Consider the following 25,761-nt stretch of genomic DNA (forward strand, 5'->3'; position numbering starts at 1 on the left):
CCTGGTAGTTGAAAGTTCGCGCGGGCACCGGCGCTAGAGCCCAAGTTCGTCGAGGACGGGCAGCTTTTCGCGGACCCAGGCCCGGGCTTCGGTGGCACTGGGTGCGGACAGCGCGAGCTTGGCGAGCTCCTGGGCCTCGGCGAGCGTCACGGTCTTCAGGACCGCTGCGACGGCGGCCAGGGAGCGCGCAGTCATGGACAGCGTGGCCACACCCAGGCCGGTAAGAACGACGGCGAGGGCGGGGTCGGCTGCGGCCTCACCGCAGACACCCACAGGTTTGTTATTGCCTTCGGCGCGGGAGCCTTCCACAGTCAGCCCCACCAGGCGGAGGACTGCGGGCTGCCAGGGCGTATTCAGGTTGGCGAGCGGGCCCAGCTGGCGGTCCGCGGCCATGGCGTACTGGGTGAGGTCGTTCGTGCCCAGGCTCGCGAAGCCCACCTCGCGCAGGATCGCTTCGGCAGTGAGGGCGGCGGAAGGAACTTCCACCATGACCCCGGGCGTCCGGATGCCGGCGTCGGCGCACATTGAAGCGAAACGGGCCGCTTCTTCCGCCGTCGAAATCATTGGAGCCATGACCCACACGTCCGCTTCGGATTGCTTCTCAGCCAGGGCAATGGCTTCCAGCTGGCGGTCGAGGACACCGGGCGTAGTGAAGTCCGTGCGATAGCCGCGGACCCCCAGGGCCGGGTTGGGTTCCGTGGAGTCGGTCAGGAACGGAAGGGGCTTGTCAGCGCCGGCGTCGAGCGTACGAAGCACCACCTTCTTCCCCGGGAAGGCATCAAAGACGCTCTTGTAGGCTGCGGCCTGTTCCTCGACGGTGGGCTCGGAGTCGCGTTCCAGGAAGCAGAATTCGGTGCGGAACAGGCCCACGCCCTGGGCGCCGAGCTTGGCGGCCGCCTCGGCGTCCTTGCCGCCGCCCACGTTGGCGAGCAGCGGCACCAGGTGGCCGTCCGCCGTCGTGCCCGTGCCACTGAACTCAGCCAGCAGGGAAGCCGTGGCCGCCCACGCATCCGCCGCGGCACGCAGCGAGTCGTCAGGATCTACGGTGATGCTGCCTGCGGCGCCGTCAACATAGACTTCCGTGCCATCCGCGAGCTCGTCTACTCCCACAGCAGCCACCACCGCCGGCAGGCCAAGCGAACGGGCAATGATGGCGGTGTGGGACTGCGGTCCGCCGCCTGCCGTCACGAGGGCCAGGACCTTGTTCGGGTCAAGGGTCGCGGTGTCGGCCGGTGCCAGGTCCTCCGCCACGAGCACAAACGGCGTGCTGGAGCTGGGGATGCCGGGCGCAGGAACGCCGCGAAGTTCGGCAACGATCCGGGCGCGGACGTCCAGGACGTCCGTAGCGCGTTCGGCCATGTACCCGCCCAGGTTGTGCAGCATTTCCGAGACCGAGGAACCGGATTCCCAGATGGCGCGTTCGCTCGAGAGGCCGCGGGCAACAAGCTTGGCCGCGCCCTTGATCAGCATGGTGTCCTTGGCCATCAGTGCCGTGGCCTCCAGGACAGCCTTGCCGTCCCCGGTGGCGTGGGCGGCACGGGCCTTGAGTTCGTCGTGGACGGCCTGCGAGGCTGCCTTGAGTGCTGCGGTTGCATCCTCAGGCGTGACACCGGCGGCCAGCTGTTCGCCTGCAGGCGGTTCGCTGATCGGTTTGGGCATCTGCCGGACGGTGCCGATGATGCGGCCTGGGCTGACGCCAACTCCTGGGAAGTTCTGCACTGAAGGTCCTCATTCTCTGCCGGTAGCCAGGCCCGCCAAGGTTCCCGGCGCCATGCCGGGGCGCCGTGACTGCTACGTCAGGTGGCGCGAAACGTGCCTGAAAAAATTGTATGTGATTCAGTTCATATAGCAATGCTATAGGTGATAGGGTAGCGGTTATGAGTTTGGATGGCCAGCTTCCCCCCAAAATGCGGCTGCTGCGTGCGGCGGCCGAATTGCTGGCAAAATCCGCGGGGGCACCCGTCTCCACCCGCCAGATCACACAGCTGGCAGGGGTTACGGCACCTACTCTGTATCACCACTTCGGTGACAAGGAAGGTCTGTTTGACGCCGTCGTCGCCGCGGGATTTGAGGAATATGTCGCGGGGGAAAGGGATTTCGCCCCGTCCGGACACCCGCTGGAGGACATCCGGCGGATGTGGGACAACCACGTCCAGTTCGGGCTCAACCAGCCGGAACTGTACTTGGTGATGTTCGGCAATATCCGTCCTGAAAGCCGTCCCGCCATCGTTGCCGATGCCGAGGCCCTGATGGAGGAGATGCTGAACAAAGCAGCGGTGGCAGGCCAGCTGAACGTCCAGCCGCGGGAAGCAGCCAGATCCATCCTGGCCGCCAACGTAGGGGTGACCCTCATGCTGATTGCGGAGCCTGCCGCTGAACGGAACCTTGAATTGTCCACCATGACGCGGGACGCCATGATTTTTGCGGTGTCCGCGGACCAGTCTGCCGGTGGCAGCCCGGATGACTCCGGGAAGTCCTCGGTAGTGGTGGCAGCGATTGCCCTGAATGCCGCACTTCAGGCCTCGCACTCAGACCAGCTCTCCAGCTCGGAACTCAAACTCTTCCTCGAGTGGCTTCACCGGATCTCGACCAGCAGCTAGCCGGTCCCAAGCCGCACAACAGCACTTTTGCACAGGCAGTACCGTCGTCGAAATATCGGACCATCCTGCGGAGCAGCAGGAATCACGGTTAGGAAATCACATGGCAACAGAGACAGTTGCAAAACCCCGTACCAGCGTGCGCGTTGGCGTCCAAAAGTTCGGGACGTTCCTGTCCGGAATGATCATGCCCAACATCGGGGCGTTCATCGCCTGGGGCCTCATCACCGCCCTCTTTATCGAAAAGGGCTGGATCCCTGTTCCCCAACTGGGCGGCTTTGGTACCAATGCCGAAGGTGTGGCGAATGTTGGCCTGGTCGGTCCCATGATCACCTACCTCCTGCCGCTCCTGATTGCCTACACCGGCGGCCGCATGGTCTACGACGTCCGCGGCGGCGTGGTGGGTGCTATCGGCACCATGGGCGTCATCGTCGGCGCCGGCATCCCGATGTTCATTGGCGCCATGATCATGGGGCCCCTGGGCGGCTGGACCATGAAGAAGATCGACTCGCTCTGGGACGGCAAGATCCGGCCTGGCTTCGAGATGCTGGTGAACAATTTCTCCGCCGGCATCTGGGGCGGCCTGCTGGCCATGCTGGGCTTCTACGGGATCTCCCCACTGGTCACGGCCTTCAGCACGGCCGCCGGCAATGTGGTCCAGTTCCTGGTCAGCAACGGCCTGCTTCCCCTGACCAGCATCTTCATCGAGCCCGCCAAGGTGCTGTTCCTGAACAACGCCATCAACCACGGCGTACTCACCCCGCTGGGTATCCAGCAGTCCCTGGAGCAGGGCAAGTCCATCCTGTTCCTGCTTGAGGCCAACCCGGGCCCCGGCTTCGGCATCCTGCTCGCCTACATGTTCTTCGGCCGCGGTGCAGCGAAGGCCTCCGCCCCGGGCGCTGCCATCATCCACTTCTTCGGCGGCATCCACGAAATCTACTTCCCGTACGTCCTGATGCGCCCGCTGCTGATCCTGGCCGCGATCGCTGGCGGCATGACGGGCATTGCCACGCTGTCCATCACCAACTCGGGCCTCGTGGCGCCGTCCGCTCCCGGCTCCATCCTCGCAGTGCTGGCCCAGACCGCCCGGGACAGCTACCTGGGCGTGATCCTTGCAGTCCTGCTCGCCACGGCAGTTTCCTTCGTCGTCGCCTCGGTGATCCTGAAGACCACCAAGCACAGCGACGAAACGGACCTGACCGAGGCCACCAGCCGCATGGAAGCCATGAAGGGCAAGAAGAGTTCCGTCGCTTCCACGCTGACCGGCGCGGGTGCCGGCGGCGGGGTAGGGACGGCTGTCCTGGCCGGACCGGTCAGGAACATCGTCTTCGCGTGCGACGCCGGCATGGGCTCCAGTGCCATGGGCGCATCGGTGCTGCGGAACAAGATCAAGGCCGCCGGCTTCCCGGAGGTCAAGGTCACCAACGCGGCCATCGCCAACCTGAGCGACACCTACGATGTGGTGATCACGCACCAGGACCTGACGGAACGGGCCAAGCCTGCAACCTCCAGCGCCGTCCATTACTCCGTGGACAACTTCATGAGCAGCCCGCGCTACGACGAAATTGTTGAGCTGGTCAAGAAGAGCAACGCTCCGGAAACGTCCGACGCCGGTGCTGCCGCCGGCCATGGCGCCCACGCTGCGGACACCCCGGTGGACTCAGCCCCGGGTGGCACGGCTCCGGGTGACGCGGGGACAACCGCACCAGCCGCCGTCGTACCTTCCGAGATTTTGGTAGCGGACAGCGTCATCCTGAACGGCACCGCCACTACCCGCGATGCCGCGATCGATGAAGCCGGCCGGCTCCTGCTGGCCCGCGGTGCCGTGGACGAGGGCTACATCGCTGCGATGCACGAACGTGAAGAGTCGGTGTCCACGTACATGGGCAGCTACCTGGCCATCCCGCACGGCACCAACGCGGCGAAGGACCACATCAGGAAGTCCGCTGTGTCCGTGATCCGGTATCCGGAGGGCATCGACTGGAACGGCAAGGAGGTCAAGTTCGTCGTGGGCGTGGCCGGCATCAATAACGAACACCTCCACATCCTGTCCTCCATCGCGAAGGTCTTCACCAACAAGGCCCAGGTTGCCCAGCTGGAGGCCGCCACATCGGTGGACGAAGTGCTGGAGCTGTTCGGAAAGGTCAACGCATAGTGAAGGCAGTACATTTCGGGGCGGGAAACATCGGCCGTGGCTTTGTCGGGCTGCTGCTGCACCAGGCCGGGTATGAGGTGGTGTTCGCGGACGTCGCCGAGGACCTCATCAACCAGTTGGCGGCAGCTGACAGCTACAACGTCCACGAGGTAGGGGAGAACCCTACCGTCCGGACGGTCGACAACTTCCGGGCGCTGAACTCCGGCACGCACGATGCGGAGCTGGTGCGGGAAATCGCGACGGCGGACATCGTCACCACCGCCGTCGGTCCGCACATCCTGAAGTTCGTGGCCCCCGCCATCACCCGGGGCATCGCGGCGCGGGAGGCCGGACTGGCGCCCCTGCAGGTCATGGCCTGCGAGAACGCCATCAACGCCACGGACATCCTGCGCGGCGAAGTCGCCGGGCTCTGGGACGAAGCCGCCGGTTCACTTGACTCCGCGGCAGTGTTCGCAAACACAGCAGTGGACCGGATCGTGCCCAACCAGGAGCCCGGACAGGGGCTGGATGTCACGGTGGAGACGTTCTACGAATGGGTCATCGACCGGACGCCGTTTGGTGGCGTACCGCCGGTGATTCCTGGGGCCACTTTTGTGGACGAGCTCGCACCGTACATCGAACGGAAGCTCTTCACCGTGAACACGGGGCACGCTTCCGCGGCGTACTTCGGTTTTGAGGCCGGGCTGGAGAAGATTTCCGAAGCCATGGCCGACCAGGACGTTGCCGAGGATGTCCGCGCGGTCCTGGAGGAAACCAAGCAGCTCCTGGTTGCCAAGCATGGGTTCAGCAACGACGAGCAGGAGGCCTACGTCCAGAAGATCCTGGTCAGGTTCTCCAACCCGCACCTGCCGGACACCGTGAACCGGGTGGGCCGCGCCCCGCTGCGGAAACTCAGCCGGCACGAGCGGTTCATCGGCCCGGCCGCGGAGCTGGCGGAACGCGGGATCGTGCCCGAAGCGCTCCTGGGTGCGATCGCCGCAGCCCTGCGCTTCAACGACCCCGCCGACGCCGAGGCCACCGAGCTCGCGGAGATATTGGCTTCCTCATCACCGGCCGACGCCACTGCCCGGATCACCGGGCTGGCGCCGGAGCATCCATTGTTCGAGGCCGTGTCCACCCTGGTGGAGGAACGCCAGGCGGAAGGTGCCAAGGCCCCGGCCTAGACCCTCTCTCAACACACACGACGCCGGCACCCACCTCGAGTGCCGGCGTCGTGCCTTGTTCTCTCCCGGCCCTGACGCTCTGACCAGGCATGTGCAAAATCCTTCGAGTGGCCCGCCGAATGGGTGATGGCGGTTACAAAATCGGCTTTTCCACCGTACACGCACGCCCGCAGGGCTGTGGAATGCTGGTGAGGTGACCCGGAACCCAGCCGCCCTGCCCCCTTTGTTGACTGCCGACGTCGACGGCGGGACCTTCCGCCTCCGCCATGCCTTGCCCGCCGACCTGCCCGCCATTGTGGCGCTGCTTGCCGATGATTCCCTCGGTGCCGGCCGCGAACGGGCCGAGGACATGGCCCCTTACGAGCAGGCCTTTGAAGCGATCGACGCCGACCGGTCCCACCTTCTGGCTGTTGGTGATCTGTTGCCGCCCGGGTCCGAGGAGGGGCCCGTGGTTGCCACCTTCCAGCTGAGCTTCCTCCCTGGTATTTCGCGGCAGGGGTCCTGGCGCTCGCAGATCGAGGGTGTGCGCGTTGCGGGCAGCCTGAGGGGGCAGGGCATCGGCAACCTCATGGTGCAGTGGGCGATCGAGGAGTCCCGGCGCCGTGGCTGTTCGATGATGCAGCTAACTACTCACAAGTCCCGTACGGCCGCCCACCGGTTCTACGAGCGGCTGGGGTTCGACGCCAGCCATGAGGGCATGAAGCTGACCCTCTGAATACCCCAACTAGGTAGCAGCAGATGCTCTTTTGAGGGCTCAAAACGACATGTGCTGCTACTTAGTTGGGCGGCGCGAGGGGGGTTAGGCGGCTGCGCCCTTGCGTACAAACAGTGTCTCGGCCTGTTCCAGGGACATGCCGTTGGTCTCCGGCACTTTGAACATCACAAAGAAGAAGGACGCCGCAGCGAAGAGCGCGTACATGGCATACGTCAGCGGCAGCGAGCCGGCGGCCATGACGGGAAAGCTGAGCGTGATGGCGAAGTTGGCCACCCACTGTGCGGCGGCGGCGAGGCCCAGGGCACGGGCGCGGATCCGGGATGGGAAGATCTCGCCGAGGAGCACCCAGACCAGCGGGCCCCAGGACGCGCCAAAGCTGACCACAAAGATGTTGGCGGCCACCAGGGCTACCGGGCCCCAGGCGCCCGGCAGGGAGATGTCCGAACCTGAGCCCACGGCGGTGGAGAATGCCACGGCCATCGTGCCCAGCGAGACCGCCATGCCGATGGATCCGGCCAGCAGGATGGGGCGTCGGCCGATCCGGTCCACCAGGGCGATGGCGATGAGAGTCACCAGGATATTGGTGACCGAGGTGGCAACGGAGATGGTGAGCGAGTCCTTCTCCTGGAATCCGACAGCCTTCCACAGGGTGGTGGAGTAGTAGAAGATCACGTTGATGCCCACGAACTGCTGCAGGACGGAGAGGATGATGCCAATCCAGACGACGGCCTGCAGCCCGAAGGTTTTGCCTCGGAGGGAGCCTTTCTGGCCAGCCAGTTTGTCCTCTTCGATCGCGTCCTGGATCTCGCGGATGTGTCGGTCAGTGTCCTCGTCCGGGGCGATGGAGTCGAAGACCTTACGGGCTTCGTCTTCCTTGCCCTGGAACACCAGGAACCGCGGGGATTCCGGCAGGGTGTATGCGATCCAGCCGTAGACTACGGCCGGAACGGCTGCGGCAAGGAACATCCAGCGCCACGCCTCGATGCCCAGCCAGTACGCCTGGTCCGCGCCTCCGGCGCTGGTGGCGAAGAGGGCATCCGAAAGGAGTGCGGCGAAGATACCGGTGGTGATGGCCAGCTGCTGCAGCGATGCCAGCCGCCCGCGGACCTGCCGTGGCGAAATCTCCGAAATGTAGGCCGGCGCGATGACCGAGGCCAGGCCGATTCCCAGGCCGCCCACGAGGCGCCAGAAGATCAGGTCCCAGACACCGAACGCAAAGCCGGTGCCGACGGCACTGACCAGGAACAGCAGGGCGCCGAGCTTCATGGCCGGAATGCGGCCGTAGCGGTCGGCCACCTTGCCGGCGAGGAAAGCGCCGGCGGCGCAGCCCAGCAGGGCGATGGCCACGGCGAAGCCGGTGACGGCCTCCGAGAGCGCGAACTCGTCCTTGATGGCATCGACTGCGCCGTTCACCACGGAGGAGTCGAAACCAAACAGGAAGCCACCTACCGCGCCCGCGAGTGCCAGCCAGATCACCCGCTGGGGGATTTTGGCGGTTGTCTGCTCCTTGGCGGTGGGCATGGTGCTCCCTGGGTTTGGGGGTTGGGTGGATGCGGTGCGGACGTCGTCGGCTGCGGTACCGGCCCAGACGGCCGGCGCACACGCGCTAAACAGTGTGGCACGTCACCGCCCGCGGTTCCACTTGGGACGATCACCCTCCCAGACAGACAGACGACGACGGCGGGCCCGCGGCGCCGTCGTCGTCATCAGTTTTGCGGCCCGGGGCCGCCTTAGTGAGCCGCCACCGCAACTGCGTCTTCCCGAGGGGCGGCCTTCGGGTCGGTCAGCTTCTTGTTCGGCAGTGCGAAGCTGATGAGGAACGCGATGCCCGTGAGCACCGCGGCGGTGAGCATCACGGTGTCGATCGCGTAGGCGAAGCCCTCCGTGATGGGTCGGGTGAGCACACTGTTGGCGGAATGCAGCCAGCTGGTGTCGTTGAGGGACTCGTTGGACGCGCCGTTCTGGAAGAACTCGTAGAGCTTGGCGTTAGCCGGATCCGCCGCAACGGCCGGGTCCTTGAGAACGGCCTGGAAGTCGGCGCTTTCCATCGCGGATTTCATGCCGTCCGCGATCCGGCCCGCCGCGACGCTGAACAGCATGGAGATGAACACGGCCGTTCCCACCGCGCCGCCCATGGACCGGAAGAAGGCGGCGGAGGACGTGCCCACACCCATGTCCTTCGGCGGCACGGACACCTGCATGGCCAAGGTGAGCGGCTGCATGCAAAAACCCAGCCCCATGCCGAAGAACACGGCAATCACGCCGGGAACCCAGAGGCCTGTGTCCACACCGAGGGACAGTCCCATGACCAGTGCAGCGGCGGTAAGGATGGCGGTGCCCGTGATGGGGAAGATCCGGTACGTGCCAGAGGCCGAGATGGTGCGGCCGGCGGTGATGGAACCGGTCAGGATGCCAAGGGTAAAGGTGATCATCATCAGGCCGGCTTCAGTGGGGGTGAGGCCCTTCACCAGTTGCAGGTACATCGGCAGCATGGCGATGGCACCGAACATGCCAATGCCGATGATGAAGTTCAGCAGCGAGGACAAGCCGAACGTGGCGTTCCGGAAGAGCCGCAACGGGATCAGTGCGTAGTCGCCGGCCCGTTTTTCGGCGAGCAGGAACCAAGCGATGCCTACAACACCCAGCCCGTAGCAGAGGAAGGAGTTCATGGACGCCCAGCCCCAGCTGCGGCCCTGTTCCGCTACAAGCAGCAGCGGGACGATTGCCAGGGTGATGGCGGCAGCGCCGAAGTAGTCGATCTTCTGTTTCACGTGCTTGGCCGGCAGGTGCAGGAACAGGAACACCACGGTCAGCGCGGCCAGGCCGATGGGCAGGTTGATGAAGAACACCCAGCGCCAGCCGTCAAAGCCCAGGATGTTGGCTGATCCGGCGAACGCGCCGCCCACCACGGGTCCCAGGACCGAGGAGATGCCGAACACCGACATAAAGTAGCCCTGGTATTTGGCCCGGTCCTTCAGGGACACGATGTCGCCGATGATGGTCAGCGCGAGGGCCAGCAGGCCGCCGGCACCCAGGCCTTGGACACCGCGGGCGATGGCCAATTCTGTCATCGAGTGCACTGAGCCGGCATACAACGAGCCGGCCAAGAAGATCACGATGGCGATCAGGTACAGCGGGCGACGGCCAAAGATGTCGCTCAGCTTTCCATAGAGCGGCGTGCTCACGGTGGAGGTGATGAGGTACGCGGTAGTGGCCCACGCCTGCAGGGAGAGCCCGTCCAGGTCGTTGGCGATGGTGTAGATGGAGGTGGACACAATGGTCTGGTCCAGGGATGCCAGGAACATGCCCAGCATGAGTCCCACCATCACGGTGACGATCTGACGCTGCGTCAGGGTTTCGCCGGCGGCGCTCACAGCGGTTGTTTTGGACATAACTGCTCCAGGGAAGAAAAGGGATCACGCTTGATAGTTGCTTTCGGTAACTATGTTACGTCCCGTTTCATTCCCTGAGCCATGGATTTCTTTTGCGGCCCCTTGCCGGGCGGGGTCAGCGCTCCACGAGGATGCCGTCCGGATCGCACCAGATCATGGCCCCTGTCCGGATGCTCACGCCATCGAGCACAACGTCAACATCAACCTCGCCGACTCCGTCCTTGCCACTCTTGCGCGGGTTGCTGCCCAGCGCCTTGACGCCCAGGTCCAGCCGGGCGATCGCCTCCCGGTCGCGGATGGCACCGTTAATCACGACGCCGGCCCAACCGTTCGCCACGGCGCTTTCGGCGATCATGTCCCCCATCAGGGCGGTGGCCAGCGAGCCGCCGCCGTCTACCACCAATACATGGCCGTGTCCGGGGGTGGCCAGTGTGGCCTTCACCAGGGCGTTGTCCTGGAAGCAGCGGATGGTCCGCGCCTGGCCGCTGAAATGTGACCGGCCCCCGAGCGACTGGAACTGGAGAGACACCGAGGCAAGCTCCTCCCCTCGTTCATCGTAGAGATCGGCCGTGTTGATGGCCTGGGTGGAGGGGTTTCCTGCAGCTGATGTCATGCGTTCTCCTGGGGTTTCCGGCAGTCCCTGAAAGGCAGTTGTGCCGTATGACAAGCGGGACGATGATGCCCACGATAGTCTGATTTTCAGAATCACCAACCGTTCCAGGGGGAACCAGCCATGAGCCTGTCCAACACACCCGCACCGCCGGATCCCGGCCCTGCAGCGGACGGCACGACGGCGGCCCTCGCCGAGCCGACTACGAAAGTCACCGCCCGCTGGGTCACCGGGTTGGTGCTGGTCAACGTTGGTATTAACGCCGCCTTCTTTGGGCCGATCAACGTCTTTATCGGACAGCAGGCCATCGGCATCGACGAGGCCAACAAGGAAGCGATTTTGTCGCTCGTGACCGGTTGTGGTGCTGCCGTATCCCTGGTGGCCAATCCTTTGTTTGGGGCGTTGTCTGACCGCACCACCTCGCGCTTCGGCCGCCGGTCGCCGTGGGTCCTGGCGGGTGCGATTCTGGCCACCGCGGCGCTCCTTGCCCTGTCGGGCGCCGTCACAGTGGCCCTGATGGTGCTGTTCTGGTGCCTGGTGCAGTTGGGAGCCAATGCGGCTTACGCTGCCATCACCGCTGCTGTCCCGGACCGGGTTCCCGTGCTTCAGCGTGGCGGCGTGGGCGGGCTGGCTGCCATGGGCCAGACGGTGGGAATCCTGATCGGCGCGGTTTTTGGCGCCGTCGTCAGCGGCAACTACATGGTGGGGTACGCCCTATGCGCCGGAGCGCTGATCGTGTCCATCCTGCCGTACCTGTTCCACCGCAACGACCCGCCCTTGCCAAAAGCGGAGCGCGTTCCGTTCCGGCTCGGTGAGTTCGTCCGAAGCTTCTGGATCAGCCCTGTCCGCTACCCGGACTTTGCCTGGGCGTGGCTCACGCGCTTCCTGGTCAACGTCTGCAACCAGATGACCATTGTGTACCTGCTCTTTTTCCTCCGGGACGTCCTCAAACATGAGGACCCGGCCCTGGGGGTCCTGACCCTGACTGGCATTTACGCGGTAATGGTGATGATCACTGCTGTGGTGGCAGGCCCGTGGAGCGACCGGCTTGGCCGGCGGAAGCCGTTCGTGATCGGGTCCTCCGCCATCATTGCCGCCGCGGGACTAACAATGGCATTCTTCCCGGTCTGGAACGGCGCCCTCGTGGGGGCCGGCATCCTGGGTGTCGGGTTCGGCGCATACCTTGCCGTCGATTTTGCCCTGCTGACGCAGGTCCTTCCCCTTGCCGCGGACAGGGGCAAGGACATGGGCATCATCAATGTCGCGAACTCACTTCCGCAGGTGTTCGCGCCAGCCCTCGCATTCCTCGCCGTGACCTATTTTGGCGGGTACCTTACGTTGTTCATCACGGCCGCCGTGATCGGCCTGCTCGGTGCGGTTTTCGTGGTCAAAATCAAGAGCGTGGACTGATAGGGCCATAAACACGTGCCGTATAGTTGAACCGGACTGCAGGCGGCACGGAATGGGGACGCTCCCTGCTGCTGCACCATAAGAACACAACCCCGGAATCCTGATGCCCCAGACCATTTCAGACCATCCGCCCATGGCCGCGAGGCCTACTGCCCCACGCCAGAAACTGCGTTACGCCAGGATCCTGGAAGCAGCCGGAGGGTTCGCCCGCAAAGGGCTGGACTCGGTGGAACTGTCCGAGGTTGCAGCAAAGGCAGACGTTCCCCTCGGCACGCTCTACCGGTATTTTCCGTCTCCCACCCACCTGATGCTCGCCCTGTACCGCCACCAGCTGGATGAACTGCAGACAGGGACCCGCGGCGCTTCGGCCCGCTTCCGCGGGCGTGCCCTGTCCGGAGTGGTGATGGAGATCTTCCACATGCGGGTGATGCAGCCGGCGGTGGAACAGTGCCTCGCCCGTGGCGTGTACCTCAAGGATCGGGACACCACGGTGCTGCTGCGGGAAATCGACACCCTGAGCCAGGACGCCGTCGCTGCCGCCAGTAACGACATCACAGCCAGGGTTGTGTTGCTAACGGTCACTGGTCTGGTCCAGTCTGTCCGGAACCGGCGTTTGTCCCTCTTTGAGGCGGAGGAAGACCTCAAAAAGGCGTGCTCATTGCTGGTTCCGGCCTCCTCTGAGGACTACCCAGTGCATAAATCGGCGTAACCGGTCTAGACCATTAGGCCCTTAAATCAGCCTTATTCGCGTGATCCGGCTCACAAAACGTTCCGAATAATCGATTTTTCAGCCCAAGACGGGCGCCCGGCGGCCTTTTTCACCCATTAAGCCTGTTTACCATTGCAGAACCGGAGTGGCTGGAAACCCGCACCTGCAAGGACTTCACCCCGGGCCCGCCACCCCTGGGCCCGCGAAGCGCCGAATCCACCATCTTGAGCCTCCATGTGCTTGAGCCTTTCTGCGCCGTGCGCCCACGGCTAGCCCCAGGAGACAAAGACGTGTCCATTGACGCAATCGCACCCACTGACAATTCCGCAGCAACGGCCCTGACCGAAGCGGAGATCTTTGACGCCCACCAGGGCGGCAAGCTCTCGATCACCAGCACCGTTCCGCTGTCCAATAAGCGCGACCTCTCGATCGCCTATACGCCCGGCGTGGCGGAAGTAAGCCGCGCCATCCACAACAATCCGGAACTCGCCAAGACCCTGACCTGGGCCCAACGCCTGGTGGTAGTGGTCAGCGACGGCACCGCGGTGCTGGGCCTTGGCAACATCGGCGCCAGCGCTTCCCTGCCGGTCATGGAGGGCAAGTCCGCGCTGTTCAAGACGTTCGGCGACCTCGATTCCATCCCCCTGGTCCTGAACACCACCGACGTGGACGAGATCGTGGAGACCCTGGTCCGGCTGCGCCCCAGCTTCGGCGCCGTCAACCTCGAGGACATCTCCGCACCCCGCTGCTTCGAGCTGGAGGAAAAGCTCATCGAGGCGCTGGACTGCCCGGTGATGCACGATGACCAGCACGGCACCGCGGTGGTGGCCCTCGCCGCGTTGACCAACGCAGCCAAGGTGACCGGCCGCAAACTCGAAAGCCTCCGCGTGGTGGTCTCCGGCGCAGGTGCGGCCGGCATCGCCGTCGCAGAAATCTTCCTCACCGCCGGCATCCAGGACGTGGTCCTGCTCGACTCCAAGGGTGTCCTCAACAAGGAACGCGCAGACATCGCCGCCGATCCTGCCAGTAAGAAGGCCCAGGTGGCCCAGCGCAGCAACCCCCGCGCCGTCACCGGCGGCCCAGGCGACGCGCTGCTCAACGCCGACGTGTTCGTTGGTGTCTCATCCTCGAAGCTGGACGAGGAACACCTGAAGCTGATGAACTCCAACTCCATCGTGTTCGCCCTTTCCAACCCGGACCCCGAAGTCCTGCCCGAGGTAGCTGCCAAGTATGCCGCAGTGGTGGCCACCGGTCGCAGCGATTTCCCCAACCAGATCAACAACGTGCTCGCATTCCCGGGGATCTTCCGCGGCGCGCTCGACGCCCGCGCCCGCCGGATCACGCCCGCCATGAAGCTCGCTGCCGCGCGCGCCATCGCGGAACTGGCGGAAGCCGAACTGTCCGCTGACTACATCGTGCCCAGCCCGCTGGACCCGCGCGTAGCACCGGCAGTGACGGCCGCCGTCGCTGCGGCCGTGGAAGCGGAGTAGTCTCCGCAGCCGGAAGCTGCATCAACGCCCGACGGCGGTACCTCCCATACCTGGGAGGTACCGCCGTTTCGCGTTAAGTTAAGTGCAAAGACAAGTAAGCGACTCAAGTTGACGCGTATCGGAACAAGTATTCGTGTACTCACAAGTCGAGTACTAATTACTCGGGCGTGCGAGGTGTGATTTTGTCTAGCCTTGGACCAGCAAACAGGCTTTCGCCCACCGCTTTTGGGGGTGCGGTTTGTTGCTGCTGGGCAGTGGACGAAAAGGAGTAGAAATTCACAACCCATGATCCGGATCCCTCGGATCGCGACTGTGAAGAGCCCGTAGCCCGGCTTAACCGGACCCTGACTATAGCGCTGGGGCAAGGTACGGGGCCGTTCTCATAGATAACGCGAGAAGGAGAATGGACATGAAGAAACTACTAGCTGCGGGTTCGGTGGCAGCATTGGTGTTGCTCGGCGGGGCCATGCCCGCCCAGGCCGTCCCCAATCTGTGTCCTGCAGGGGACTCCGGCAAGATCGATGTCAATTCGGAGGGCGCGAGCATCACGCTTGAGGCTCCCGAGGGCCAACTGATCACCCAGGTTTGCCTCAAGTCGGGCACCACAGTGGAGTACTTCACGTTTGACCCGGGCCGGGAAACAGTGACGGTGACCACCACATCGGGCAAGGGTGTTTCGCACTACTCTGTCTGGTACGGCGACGGCGGCTACGAAAGCTAGCCTGTAACCAAAAGGGGCACACGCCGGCGGCGTGTGCCCCTTTTGCCGCCCTAAACTGAGGAACATGAACTCCGAAACCGTGGTGACCATCCTGTGCGGCCTGGCGATCCTGGTGGGCGTGGCCGGCACCATCATCCCGGTCCTCCCTGGCAGCATCCTAATCGGACTGAGCCTCCTGGCGTGGGCAATCTGGGGCGGGGCCGGCGCCGCGGGCTGGGTGGTTTTCGGCGTGGGGGTGGTCTTTGTGCTGGCCGGGATGGCGGCAAGCGCCGTGCTGACCGGCCGGAAGCTCAGGGAACACCGCATCCCCAGCAGGAGTGTGGTCATCGGGCTCGTGGCCGGCGTCGCGGGCATGTTTGTCATTCCTGTAGTGGGCTTGTTTGTGGGCTTCGCCGCCGGCCTGTTGCTCAGCGAACTGCTCCGCACCCGGGATCTTGGCACGGCAACAACCACCAGCTGGGCGGCGTTGAAGGCTACCGGGCTGGGGATGCTGGTGGAGTTTGGGCTGGCCTGCCTGGCGGCGAGCACCTGGGTGATTGGGCTTTGGGTGTCCGCGGCCACCTCCTAAGCACTTCCGGCCCCTCCCTGTTTCCCGGCGCGCGGTGCCGCGCGGCTAGCATGGAGAAATGACCGCGGGGGATGCTCTAACACCGATCTACCGGGACACCCGGGACCTCACGCCGTTTGGTCCGGTCCAGTTGCGCACGGCTGTCCGTGAATTGGCCGATGGAGTGGGCGGAATTTTGCACAGCGTCCTCGGCGGCCGGAACCAGGCGTTCCTCTCCGTGGATGGCAATATTCCGAGGCTCAAGATGCTGTCCGGAAAAACGGTCAAGGCCGTCCACGAGGCAATTTTCAGTGCACGCCAACCTGATCGGCTCATCGCTTTGGCCCGCGCCTATCCTGGCTGGGCCGGGCTCTGCTACATCATGGCCGGACTGCTGGCGTATAAGCACGGCGGGTATTTGCGGGCGGCAGAGCTCCTGCAGCGGGGGCTCGCCATCAGGAACCACGACGACGCCAACCAGTATGCCTCCGTCTACCTCACGCGCGTGGTCACCCGGGTAGAGGTGGCCGAACGCGTCGAGGTCCCCGTGTTGTTCAGCGAAGAGGCAGTGTTCCTGGCACTCGCGCACTGCCTGCGGGAAATGGGTCAGCTGGAAGCCGCACTTCACACAGCTGCGCAACTGCCGCCCTCGCTGCCTGCGGCCCTGGCGCGCTGTTCGGCGGCGTTTGCCTTGGGCCGGGACAAGCAGGTGGTGATCTGGACGGAGGGATTGCTGAACTCTGATGATCTGTCCGCTGCGTTGCTGCTGCTACGCGCCCGCTCGCTGCGGCGGCTGGGCGCCCGGGCAAAGTCCGAGGAAACCCTTCGGGAGGTCCTTCGCCGCCGGAAGACGGACATGATGTTGCGTAACGACGCCCTGACGGACCGTGCCTTCCTGCTGCTGGACAACGGCCGGAAGTCGCTCAACCCTCGGGATTGGCTGCGCGGCAGGCCTGCGGAGCTCGAAACCTTCGAAGTCATACGCAAGGACGTCGAGGAGCGGCGGCTGTGGGAACAGGAGTGGGAGAAGCTCGACGGCGAGTAAGCCGTTCGCTGTGGCAGCCTTGTGGGGCGGTCCGCTCGGGAGTACAACGGAGAAATGAGTGACGCAGTCCGGTCCTGGATGGAAAAGTACATCAGAGCGTGGACCACCAACGAGCCAGAGGACATCCGTGCGCTGTTCACTGAAGAGGCGGTGTACGCCACCCGGCCGCACGACAAGGATCCTTGGCGCGGGCGTGAGCAGATCGTGGACCGGTGGCTGGCTGCCCGCGATGAACCGGAGGAGTGGACGTTCGAGTGGTCATTATTGGGTACAGACGGCGATCTCGCTTTTGTGCAGGGCTTTACCCACTACCTGGGTGACCGGCCCAGCTATGACAACCTATGGGTCATCCGGCTGGCTCCCGACGGGCGGGCTTCAGAATTTACGGAGTGGTTCATGGAGCGGCGGCCGTAGCCGTCAGGAGATGAACAGTGGAACCAACTGCTCGGACAGGAGCAACACGCCCAGGGCAACCATGATCACACCGCTGGCAAGGGTCACTTTCCGTGCTGCACCAGGGCGGGACTGCAGGAGTTTCCGGGCCAGGAGTGCCACGCAGGTGTAGACAATGCCGGCGAGCACCACAAACGTCAGGCCCAGCAGCCCGGACTGCACGGGCACCGGCAAGGACGCTTCGGGGCTGACGAACTGCGGCACCAGGGCCACGTAAAAGAGCAGGCCTTTGGGGTTGATGCCGCTGGTACCCATGCCCTGGAGGAACGTTCGCAGCTGGTTGGCAGTGGGAAGCCCGGCGGCGTCTGCCGCGCCAAAGGAGGCCCCGCGCCAGGACCGGAGCGTGCTGATGCCGAGCCACAGAAGGTAGCCTGCTCCGGCCACTGTGATCCAGGTGAGAACGCCTGGCATTCCGGCCAGCAGGGCCGCCAGGCCAGCCACCATCAGGATGGTGTGCAGGACGTAGCCGCCGCAGAGCCCTGCCACCGCCGGCACGAAGCTCCGCTGCCGCAGGCCCGCGGTGATGGAGTACGCCCAGTCCACGCCAGGGGTACAGGCGAGGGCGGCGGCCACCACAATAAAGGCGAAAAACAGCTGGGCGTTCACGGTTTGCTCCTGTCAGATGGCTACAGGACAAACCCTATGAACTTTGGTGCCATAAGTGCTCCCTGTTTTCTCACAAGGAACCGCCGTTTCGGTAAGATTGTTGCGTGATAGACCACATTGACAGGAATATTTTGCGCCACCTCAAAGAGGACGGCCGCATGACTGCCACAGCCCTCGCCGCAAAGGTAGGCCTGACTGTTGCGCCCTGCCACCGGCGGCTGCGCGATCTGGAGTCCTCGGGAGTCATTCGTGGCTACAAAGCGGACATTGATCCGGCCGCCGTGGGGCTGGGGTTCGAAGCGATTGTGTTTGTGACGCTGCGCCAGGTGGACCGTCCCACCATGGAGATCTTCGAGAACCGGGTGGCGGATAACCCCAATATTGTGGAGGCGCAACGGCTCTTCGGTTCCCCGGACTACCTGCTGAAAGTCATCGCCGAGGACCTGCCGGCGTACCAGCGCTTTTACGACGCCGAGCTCACATCGTTGCCGGGTGTTGAGCGGCTGACGTCCACGCTGGTGATGAAGAACCTGAAGTCCAACGCAGGCCCGCCCGTTTAGGCTGCCGGCCTGACGTGGACGATGATCACCTGCGTGTCCTTCGTTCCGTCATACCGGAGATCATAGTTGACGTCCAGGCCCGTGGAGGTGCCGGATGTGATGGAAAAATCGCTTTTCCGTTCCGGTTCCCGCTGGGCGCCGGCTATCCAGCGTTCTGCGGAGTCGGCGTCGATCCCGTACCGTTCCACTCCGTCCCGGATGAGCTCAAAGTACTCGTCGGGGGAGTCCGCGGTCAGGAAGTAGGTGAGTTCGCTGAAGTCCGGCCGCTTCTCGGTGGTGTTCAAGCGGATCCGGTCTGTTTCCCCACTGATCTCGCCGCTTGGGGCAACGATGGTGAGCTTGATTTTTCCCGAGTCCCGGGTGTTGATCTCGGGCCCATAGCTGTCTTCGGTGACCCGTACGGCAGCCTTTTCCAGCCGTCCCGAGCTCATGTCCAGCCTCGCTGTCCTGGATTCGCGGATGGCGGCCACTCCAGCCGCATCGAGGGTGGAGAATTCGGAGGTGCTCATGGTGCTCCCTTGAGAGGTCGGTTCGGTGGGGGTGCCGGTCATCTGGCAGCCGGCCAGACCGAGGCAAGCGGAAAGTGCAAGAAGTACGACGGCGGCCTGCCGCCTCAGGGGCGGGCGTACGGATATGCGCGGGAGACTCACTGGTGCACCTCGGCGTCGAAACCATCCACAAAGCGGTCCATGATGCCGGGGATGTTGTTGATTGGCCTGTACTGGTCCACACGGTCGTTGAAGTCGGAGGCGATGATCTGCTCGGCACGCGCGGGGTCACTCGCCAGGAGGTCCTGGTATGCCGGAAGGGTGTCCTGCCGGATGAGTTCCCAGCGCTGGTCGGCGTTGGAAATGTTCCCGTCGGGGAAGCCGGTGGTGAAGTCAGTGCGGAACTGCGTGGGGTTGTCCCAGTTGGTGAAGGGCACGTTTTCCGGGCCGGGGCTCTCCACACTGAAGGTGTAAGGGAAGACCTCCGGGTAGCTCTTCGCGCCGGGAATGGAGGGCTCACCGGCCAGGGTCACCAGGTAAGTCACGGCCTCTCCGCCGGGGTGGTTGCGCATGTTGTCGTAGTCGTCCGCAATGATCTCGTTCTGTTCGCGGTAAAGGAGGGCTGTGTTGCCCTCCTGGACAAGGTCCGGATCGCCGGAATCGATCTTGGCCCACTCCTCGGTGGTACCGGCGTCAATGGCACCCGAGTCCCGTAGCCTGTTGATTTCCTCGATGCCGCCGTCCATGTAGGCCTGGTGCTGCCGCGCCTGGTCGAGGAAGATCTCCTTGTTCATGTCCAGCATGCTGGTCTCGTAGTAACGGATCTCCTCATCGGTCATCCCGGCGAGCTGTTCGATCTGGTCCAGGATGGGGAGCGGAACGTCCGAGGCCGGATTGTCCGCGATCTGCTGGGCGAGGTCGCGCAGCATCGCCATGTCCTTGAAGCCGCCCGCGAAGGACGGGCCGATCATGTTGGCCATCCCGGCCCACTGCAGGTCCGGGTTGGATAAATAGGCCTGGCCGTAGAAGTCGTAGACCTTCTTGATGGTCTCCCAGTTATGTTCCGTGCCCTTGGACGTGTCCCAGCTGGAGGGGTCTATGCCCATGTCCAGCATGGCCTGGTTGTTCCAGTAGGAGCTGAGGAAATCCGCGTATTCCTCGGAGTTCTTCTCGATCAGGCCCGAGTCGGCCGCGGCGTCCATGGCGGCTTTGGCGCCCTCAGGGTTGTTCAGGGCCCACTGCCTGAATTCGTCACTGCCGAGATATTCGGCGCGTTCCTCGGGAGTCATGCCGGTTAGGCGGTCCGTGAGATCCTGGGCGGCGCCTTCCGCTGAACCGCTGCCCCCTGGGCCGTTGCCGCCGGAACCAGTGCCCCCGCTGTTACTGGCCTTCTCCTGCTCGTCGGCGTTGGCGAGCAGGATCTTTGATGCCTGCTCCAGGCCCGCCGTTGCGGACTTCAGCAGCTTCATGTGCGACGACGTCCAGTCGCTCCGGAAGCGTTCGCCGTCGTGCCCTTTCCAGGCGCCGGTGCTGATGACGCTGCTGAGCTGCGAACCGAGCAGGCTTAACCTGTTCGCGCCGCCTGCCAGGTCCTTGGCGAGCTGCCGCATCTGGGCCACGTCACCGCCGTAAAAGTTCCCCGCCATGTTTCCCCCTGAATGGATTCCCGTGCCAGCCTAGCTGCGATGGGGCTGGCGGGGCGATGGGGAGAGGTCCCCGTTTGGGCTGCGTGCAGGCCCCGCGGAATCGAAACTCAGTCCTTGAGCAATCCGGTGGTCCGGTAAGGGATGACCTCACGCAGGAACATGCTCGTGGATGTGCGCACAATTCCGGGGCACAGCCGGATTTCCTCTGAGACCCGGTAGAGATCGTCCGGGCTGGTGGCCACCACACGGATCAGTAGATCGGTGTCGCCGGCCGGTGCGTGGCACTCCAGGACTTCGGGGATTTCCCGGAGCGCCGCGATGGCTTCATTGAGGTGGCTTTGATCCAGTTCCGCGCTGACTGCTGCCGCCACTCCCCGGCCTAATGCGGAGGGGAGTACGCGGCTGCTGTTGGGACGGAGCGCGCCCGACGCCGACATCCGCTCCAGGCGCGACTGCACCGTACCGCGCGCCAGCCGAAGCCGTTGGGCCAGCACCATGATGGGAACGCGTGGGTCCTCGTCAAGGGCGCTGAGAATGCGCTTGTCGGTGGCGTCCAATTCCTGCAATCTGATCACTTCCTGTCGGTCCTGGCGGCAGGTATTAGTCAGACTGATCAACAAACACAGTGCCGGTTGTGCCAACTGTATGGCTTCTGTTCAAATTGTGGCAACAAGGACAGAGGCTACCGCCGAACCCCGCAGGCTACAGGCTCCCCGGCACACCACCCGGACACTGGACACGCTTCCCGCAAGGAGGCCGCCGCTGATTGACACTTGTTCACACCACGGTCATTGAAGCAAACACGGCAAGAGCCCCTGAGCTCCCGACGTCGGATCTCCGAAGTCATCGGTAGCTGAGGGGCTCTTGTGTGTGCCCGGACTAGGGTTGAACCATGACCCCTGCCGGCCGCTTTGCCCCCAGTCCTTCGGGTGAATTGCACGTGGGCAACCTCCGAACCGCCATGCTCGCATGGCTGTTTGCCCGATCCACGGGGCGGGATTTCCTGCTCCGGGTGGAGGACCTTGACCGCGCCCGGGCCGGAGCGGAGGCGGAGCAACTCAGGGACCTTGCGGCGATCGGCGTTACCTGGGACGGCGCGGTGGTACACCAGACGGACCGTGGTGAGGTCTACAACGACGCCATACGCCGGCTGACGGAGCTCGGCCGGACCTATGAGTGTTTCTGCACGCGCCGGGAGATCCAAGAGGCGCCGTCCGCTCCCCACGCGCCGCAGGGCGCCTATCCGGGAACGTGCCGCAACCTCGATCCCGCAGAACTGGAGTTCAAGAGGTCCATGCGGCCGGCTGCACTTCGCCTGCGTTCCGCGGTGACGGAGTACACCGTCAACGATGTCCTGCATGGAGAATTCACGGGCGTGGTGGACGATTTTGTCCTGCGCCGCAACGACGGCGTGACGGCATACAACCTGGCTGTCGTGGTGGATGACGCAGCGCAGGGCGTCGACCAGGTGGTCCGGGGCGATGATCTGCTGCCGTCCACGCCTCGCCAGGCATACCTTGGGTCCCTCTTGCATATTCCGATTCCGGAATATGCCCATGTTCCGTTGGTGGTGAATTCCGACGGCGCGCGGCTGGCCAAGCGCGATGGCGCAGTCACCTTGGGCGACCTCGCACGCGCGGGCGTGTCCGTTGAAGACGTCCGGGACAACCTGCTGCAGTCGCTCGGCCTGCCAGCGGGAACGTTGGACCAGGCGCTGGCAGCGTTCCGGGCGGACAGCCTCCCGCGAGATGCTTGGATCTGGCCGGACCCAGGACCAGGCAGCTTGTCCTGAGGGGAACCTTCATTTGCAGGCACGCGTAGGCTTGGGGGATGTCAGACCAGCACTCCACGGAGCACAGCCCCGCGCCCAGATTCACTGTTGAGACCGCCAAGGTACTGGCCGAGGTGGCCCACAACCGCCAAAAGGACAAGCTGAAGCGGCCGTACCGCGACCACGTGATCGCGGTGGGGGATGCGCTGGAAGACTTCGACGATGACATCCGGATCGCCGGGTACCTGCACGACATTGCAGAGGACACGCCCATCACCAGGCAGGCCCTGCTGGACATGGGCGTCTCCGAACGTGCCGTGGGAATCATTGAACGGGTCACCAACCGGCTCCATGAGAATCCGGACGACTACGCCTCCGGAATCCGGGAAATCGCCGAAGACCACGACGCCGCCTTGGTCAAGATCGCTGACAACGCCCACAACTCATTGCCTGAGCGCGTCAAGGCGCTTGCGGAGAAGTGGCCGGACAAGCCGCCTGTCACTAAGTACCGGGATGCCCGTCCGGTACTTTATGCCGCCGTCGAGGTGGAGGAAGTCCGGAAGATCCTTGCGAGGGTAAATCCCTGGCTGCTCGAGGAGCTGGACGAGAGGCTGGACGACGAAGACGACACCGACTACGAGAACCTGGCTTACGACGACGCCCCGGGGGCCGAGTCTGCGCAGTCGGCTGAGCCTGTCCACGCCCCTGAAACGGCGGACAGCCGGACGGACGGGGCCTCTTAGGCTCCTGCTTTCATCCGCTCCTGCGCTGCGTTCATTCGTTCGGTGCCGTGCTTCTCGTCAATGACAATCGACACGCCCAAAGCCAGCACAATCACCAGCAGGCAAACGGGCACCGAGACCCCTGCGGCGGCGAGTCCCACGCTGCCGGCCAGCGCCACCACGACGCCAACCGCCACGGCAATGACGGTGCGGTCTGCGCAGATCATGACGCTGAAGAGCCAAGTCAAGGAGAGTTTGAACAGCGCCACAGGTATGGCGATGCTGGCCACGGCCACCGCAGCGCTGATGTGGGCCTCGTGGTCGACGTAGTACGCCGCCACATGCAGCCCGGCGCCAGTTGCGGCGATGGCCGCGAAAAGGGGCATGTGCCCGTAGCCGAAGAAGAATGAGCGGTGCCGCTGGTGGTGCAGGGCCGGACCAGCGGGCAGGATGAAATAGATCCACCACATGCTGAAGGCCAGGGCCGTGCCGCCGAAGCCCACAAGGGCCGCATCGACGCTCCAGCCGTGGTTGGCAACGATGGCGCGGAGGGTTTCGATCGCCCCGATCAGGCATTCGCCAAGGGCAATGATGGCGAGGAGCCCGTAGCGTTCGGCGATGTGGTGGGCGTGCCAGGGGGTACGCATGCCGCGCTCCGCTGCGTAGGGCGCGACCATTTCCAAGATAAACAGCGGCGCAGCCACGAGGAACGTCGTCAGGATGTCCGCTTCAATGATGAGTACCGCGATCCAGCCCAGCTGCACCACGCCAAGATACGTGGCGTAGCGCTGGCAGGTCTGGCGGCGTGCGGGATCCTGCCGTGCTGCACGCAGCCACTGGAAGACCAGGGCCAGGCGCATGATCACGTAGCCGCCTACCATCACTGCGTTGTCCACATGCTTGCCCTCGACGAGCGAATGGAACATGGGCTCGATGCCCATGGCCAGAATCAGCACGCCGAGAAGCTGGACCATGGTGACCACCCGGAACACCCAGTCGTCGGTGTCGTAGGCGCTCGCGAACCATGTGAAGTTGATCCACGCCCAGATCACCGCGAACATCGCAAAGGAGAATCCCAGCAGCCCGGCGCCGAAATGCGCTTCCGCGATCTCATGCGCGAACTGGCTGCCGGCCACTCCGAAGGCAATGACGAACGTCAGGTCGAAGAAGAGTTCCAGCGGGGTGGCCGAACGATGCTTTTCATGGGGATCCCGGCCGCCCATGCGGGAGAAGGCGTGCCGAAGCGGGTTCGAGGAGGACATGGGTCAAAGATTACCGCCAGCGCAGTAGCTGGCTCCACTGGCGTTGTGGCTACCGGCCTTGCGCGGGCTACACCCGGCCCAGGGCGTCGATGTCCTCCAGGAAGTCCTGGTGGACCTCCGCGCTGACGGTGGTCCTCGTCTCGCCGATGGCGTCCAGGTAGTCCTGCGTGGAAGGGCCCTTCCGGACCGCCTCGCGAACGGAACCACTGCCGCCGGAAGCCGCGCCACCGTCGTCGTACACTGCCTTTTCCAGCGCCCGCTGGGAGGCGCTGCGGGCGGCATACTCAATGTCCGCAGGAGAGAAACCCTCGGTCCGCTCCACCAGGAGCTCCACGTCCACGTCGTCAACAACGGTGGCGGGAATGAAACGCTGCCACATCGCTTCGCGGGCCTGGCGGTCCGGCAGGCCGATCGGGATGACGTAGTCGAACCGGCCATGGCGCAGGAATGCCGTGTCCAACGCCCGGATGAAGTTCGTGGCGCACACCAGCAGTCGGCCGGGCTGTTCGCGGAACGCGGGAATGATTTTCAGGAGCTCGTTCGTGACACCCTGGAGCGGCGACGGCGGTTCACCGGACCGCTGGGAAGCGATCTCTTCCACCTCGTCGATGAACACCACGCAATGCTCCAGCTCGGCGATCTCAAGGAACGTCTCGCGAAGGGCGCCGGCGAGTCCCTTGGGATCGGAGGCCAGCCGGGAGGGGAATACCTCCACGAACGGCCATTCCAGCCGCGACGCGATCGCCTTCGCAAACGTGGTCTTGCCGGTCCCGGGAGGACCAAAGAGCACCACGGCGCGCGGCGGCACCACGCCGTATTCGTCGGCGAGGTCGGCCTCAGCCAGGGGAAGGACAAGGCGCCGTTCGAGGAGTTCCTTCTCGTTCCGCATGCCGGCAACGTTCTCCCAGAGGTCACGGGCGAGGATGCGGCCGCCAAGCTGGCCCAGCGCTCCCAGTTCCTGGCGCTGGACGGGGATGGTCCGCTCGAAGTAGCGGAGGTTCTTCTTCAAGGCGAAGCCGCGGCTGAGGAACGCCTCCACTCGGGTCTCGGATTCCGGCATCAATGCCGACAGTTTGTTGAGGCCGTGTGGGGCCATCCGGTTTTCGACGGCGGCGAGCAGCGAAGTGCCGATCCCGCGGCCCCGGTATTCCGGCAGGGTGGCCAGGAAAACGATCCATCCTTGGTCGTGTGCGGCACGTCCGACGGCGGCGCCCACCACCATGTCTCCCAGGACAGCCACTACCGCGTGGTCCTTTTCGCACGAGGCCAATACCTCAGAGAGCGCGTAGACCGGTTCCACGTTGTTGGCCTTGAGGGTTTCCCAAAGGTGAAGGATCCCGTCCAGGTCCGCCGAGTGGAAATCCCTGATCCGCCAGTTGGTCATGCCGTGTCTCCCGGGTGGTTCGTCGTTGAACTGCTCGTTGAAGCCTTATAGAGCCGCGTTTTGACGCGCTCTGCTGAGCATAGGCGATCCGCCCCTTCGGCGGGGTTGCGGGAGCGTTGCATGACGGGAGTACGACGGCGGCACCCGGGTTCCGTGTGTGTACAGAGCCCAGGTGCCGCCGTCGAACGTTACTGCCAGCTGGCTGGCGGAGCGCTACTTTTTGAAGGTGGCCGCCGGAGGGTTGGCGATGACGGGGGCGGTGCCGGTGAAGCCGTCGCGGGTTTCGGCGATTTCGCGGATGCGGTTGCGGCAGGC

The 25,761-nt window shown here is 64.3% G+C and carries 24 protein-coding genes; 14 read left to right on the plus strand and 10 right to left on the minus strand.

Features of this window, described 5'->3' with window-relative positions; all coding sequences use genetic code 11:
- Positions 1 to 33 precede the first annotated feature (33 nt).
- A complete protein-coding gene (gene ptsP, locus V9L17_RS20055) occupies positions 34 to 1,719 on the minus strand; it encodes a phosphoenolpyruvate--protein phosphotransferase (RefSeq protein WP_337348698.1) in 1,686 nt (561 codons plus the stop codon).
- Between the two features lie 158 nt (positions 1,720 to 1,877).
- On the opposite strand from ptsP, the gene V9L17_RS20060 reads away from it, so the two are divergent.
- The 4 genes from V9L17_RS20060 to V9L17_RS20075 all read left to right on the plus strand — a co-directional run bounded on the left by V9L17_RS20060 (position 1,878) and on the right by V9L17_RS20075 (position 6,630).
- The gene (locus tag V9L17_RS20060; RefSeq protein ID WP_337348699.1) at positions 1,878 to 2,600 is read left to right on the plus strand and encodes a TetR/AcrR family transcriptional regulator; all 723 of its coding nucleotides are present in this window, start codon (positions 1,878 to 1,880) and stop codon (positions 2,598 to 2,600) included.
- 100 nt (positions 2,601 to 2,700) lie between these two features.
- A complete protein-coding gene (locus tag V9L17_RS20065; protein WP_337352640.1) occupies positions 2,701 to 4,752 on the plus strand; it encodes a PTS mannitol transporter subunit IICBA in 2,052 nt (683 codons plus the stop codon).
- On the plus strand, positions 4,752 to 5,915 hold the full coding sequence (locus V9L17_RS20070; protein ID WP_337352641.1) for a mannitol-1-phosphate 5-dehydrogenase: 1,164 nt from the start codon (positions 4,752 to 4,754) through the stop codon (positions 5,913 to 5,915). The genes V9L17_RS20065 and V9L17_RS20070 overlap by 1 nt, the downstream gene beginning before the upstream one ends.
- 193 nt (positions 5,916 to 6,108) lie before the next feature.
- Positions 6,109 to 6,630 (plus strand): GNAT family N-acetyltransferase, encoded by a 522-nt coding sequence (locus tag V9L17_RS20075; protein WP_337348702.1) that lies wholly within the window; start codon positions 6,109 to 6,111, stop codon positions 6,628 to 6,630.
- Between the two features lie 84 nt (positions 6,631 to 6,714).
- Here V9L17_RS20075 and V9L17_RS20080 read toward each other — a convergent pair whose 3' ends face one another.
- The 3 genes from V9L17_RS20080 to rraA form a co-directional block, all read right to left on the minus strand.
- The gene (locus V9L17_RS20080) at positions 6,715 to 8,151 is read right to left on the minus strand and encodes a sugar porter family MFS transporter (RefSeq protein WP_337352642.1); all 1,437 of its coding nucleotides are present in this window, start codon (positions 8,149 to 8,151) and stop codon (positions 6,715 to 6,717) included.
- A gap of 209 nt (positions 8,152 to 8,360) precedes the next feature.
- The gene (locus V9L17_RS20085; protein ID WP_337352643.1) at positions 8,361 to 10,022 is read right to left on the minus strand and encodes an MDR family MFS transporter; all 1,662 of its coding nucleotides are present in this window, start codon (positions 10,020 to 10,022) and stop codon (positions 8,361 to 8,363) included.
- A gap of 115 nt (positions 10,023 to 10,137) precedes the next feature.
- Positions 10,138 to 10,635 (minus strand): ribonuclease E activity regulator RraA, encoded by a 498-nt coding sequence (rraA, locus tag V9L17_RS20090; protein ID WP_337352644.1) that lies wholly within the window; start codon positions 10,633 to 10,635, stop codon positions 10,138 to 10,140.
- Positions 10,636 to 10,755: 120 nt separating this feature from the next.
- Between rraA and V9L17_RS20095 the strand changes: the two genes are divergently transcribed.
- The 7 genes from V9L17_RS20095 (at position 10,756) to V9L17_RS20125 (ending at position 16,968) form a co-directional block, all read left to right on the plus strand.
- Entirely contained in the window at positions 10,756 to 12,042 is a 1,287-nt protein-coding gene (locus tag V9L17_RS20095; protein ID WP_337352645.1) for an MFS transporter, read from the plus strand.
- A gap of 103 nt (positions 12,043 to 12,145) precedes the next feature.
- The gene (locus tag V9L17_RS20100) at positions 12,146 to 12,751 is read left to right on the plus strand and encodes a TetR/AcrR family transcriptional regulator (RefSeq protein WP_337348707.1); all 606 of its coding nucleotides are present in this window, start codon (positions 12,146 to 12,148) and stop codon (positions 12,749 to 12,751) included.
- A 290-nt stretch (positions 12,752 to 13,041) separates the two neighbouring features.
- A complete protein-coding gene (locus V9L17_RS20105; RefSeq protein WP_337352646.1) occupies positions 13,042 to 14,241 on the plus strand; it encodes an NAD(P)-dependent malic enzyme in 1,200 nt (399 codons plus the stop codon).
- A 409-nt stretch (positions 14,242 to 14,650) separates the two neighbouring features.
- Entirely contained in the window at positions 14,651 to 14,962 is a 312-nt protein-coding gene (locus V9L17_RS20110; RefSeq protein WP_337348709.1) for a hypothetical protein, read from the plus strand.
- 64 nt (positions 14,963 to 15,026) lie between these two features.
- Complete coding sequence (locus V9L17_RS20115) at positions 15,027 to 15,530, plus strand: DUF456 domain-containing protein (RefSeq protein WP_337352647.1); 504 nt, start codon at positions 15,027 to 15,029, stop codon at positions 15,528 to 15,530.
- A 58-nt stretch (positions 15,531 to 15,588) separates the two neighbouring features.
- Positions 15,589 to 16,554: a hypothetical protein gene (locus V9L17_RS20120; protein ID WP_337348711.1), complete on the plus strand. Its 966-nt coding sequence runs from the start codon at positions 15,589 to 15,591 to the stop codon at positions 16,552 to 16,554.
- Between the two features lie 54 nt (positions 16,555 to 16,608).
- Positions 16,609 to 16,968 carry a nuclear transport factor 2 family protein gene (locus tag V9L17_RS20125; protein WP_337352648.1) on the plus strand — a complete coding sequence of 120 codons (360 nt, stop codon included), beginning with the start codon at positions 16,609 to 16,611 and terminating at the stop codon, positions 16,966 to 16,968.
- A gap of 3 nt (positions 16,969 to 16,971) precedes the next feature.
- On the opposite strand, the gene V9L17_RS20130 is transcribed toward V9L17_RS20125, so the two are convergent.
- The gene (locus tag V9L17_RS20130; RefSeq protein ID WP_337352649.1) at positions 16,972 to 17,613 is read right to left on the minus strand and encodes a LysE family translocator; all 642 of its coding nucleotides are present in this window, start codon (positions 17,611 to 17,613) and stop codon (positions 16,972 to 16,974) included.
- A 104-nt stretch (positions 17,614 to 17,717) separates the two neighbouring features.
- On the opposite strand from V9L17_RS20130, the gene V9L17_RS20135 reads away from it, so the two are divergent.
- Entirely contained in the window at positions 17,718 to 18,173 is a 456-nt protein-coding gene (locus V9L17_RS20135) for an Lrp/AsnC family transcriptional regulator (protein WP_082979127.1), read from the plus strand.
- On the opposite strand, the gene V9L17_RS20140 is transcribed toward V9L17_RS20135, so the two are convergent.
- From V9L17_RS20140 to V9L17_RS20150, 3 genes are all read right to left on the minus strand, one after another.
- On the minus strand, positions 18,170 to 18,682 hold the full coding sequence (locus tag V9L17_RS20140; protein WP_337352650.1) for a hypothetical protein: 513 nt from the start codon (positions 18,680 to 18,682) through the stop codon (positions 18,170 to 18,172). The two genes, V9L17_RS20135 and V9L17_RS20140, sit on opposite strands and share 4 nt — an antisense overlap.
- Positions 18,683 to 18,819: 137 nt before the next feature.
- The gene (locus V9L17_RS20145; protein WP_337352651.1) at positions 18,820 to 20,307 is read right to left on the minus strand and encodes a WXG100 family type VII secretion target; all 1,488 of its coding nucleotides are present in this window, start codon (positions 20,305 to 20,307) and stop codon (positions 18,820 to 18,822) included.
- 107 nt (positions 20,308 to 20,414) lie between these two features.
- A complete protein-coding gene (locus V9L17_RS20150; protein ID WP_337348721.1) occupies positions 20,415 to 20,873 on the minus strand; it encodes an Lrp/AsnC family transcriptional regulator in 459 nt (152 codons plus the stop codon).
- 326 nt (positions 20,874 to 21,199) lie between these two features.
- Between V9L17_RS20150 and gluQRS the strand changes: the two genes are divergently transcribed.
- Positions 21,200 to 22,099, plus strand: a complete 900-nt coding sequence (gluQRS, locus tag V9L17_RS20155; protein WP_337352652.1) for a tRNA glutamyl-Q(34) synthetase GluQRS — start codon at positions 21,200 to 21,202, stop codon at positions 22,097 to 22,099.
- Positions 22,100 to 22,137: 38 nt separating this feature from the next.
- Positions 22,138 to 22,821 carry a phosphohydrolase gene (locus V9L17_RS20160; RefSeq protein WP_337352653.1) on the plus strand — a complete coding sequence of 228 codons (684 nt, stop codon included), beginning with the start codon at positions 22,138 to 22,140 and terminating at the stop codon, positions 22,819 to 22,821.
- Here V9L17_RS20160 and V9L17_RS20165 read toward each other — a convergent pair.
- A complete protein-coding gene (locus tag V9L17_RS20165; RefSeq protein WP_337352654.1) occupies positions 22,818 to 24,062 on the minus strand; it encodes a low temperature requirement protein A in 1,245 nt (414 codons plus the stop codon). The genes V9L17_RS20160 and V9L17_RS20165 overlap by 4 nt on opposite strands.
- A 67-nt stretch (positions 24,063 to 24,129) precedes the next feature.
- Positions 24,130 to 25,446: an ATP-binding protein gene (locus tag V9L17_RS20170; protein WP_337348719.1), complete on the minus strand. Its 1,317-nt coding sequence runs from the start codon at positions 25,444 to 25,446 to the stop codon at positions 24,130 to 24,132.
- Positions 25,447 to 25,761 lie beyond the last annotated feature (315 nt).

This window comes from Pseudarthrobacter sp. CCNWLW207, from assembly GCF_037203945.1.
Taxonomy (GTDB): domain Bacteria; phylum Actinomycetota; class Actinomycetes; order Actinomycetales; family Micrococcaceae; genus Arthrobacter.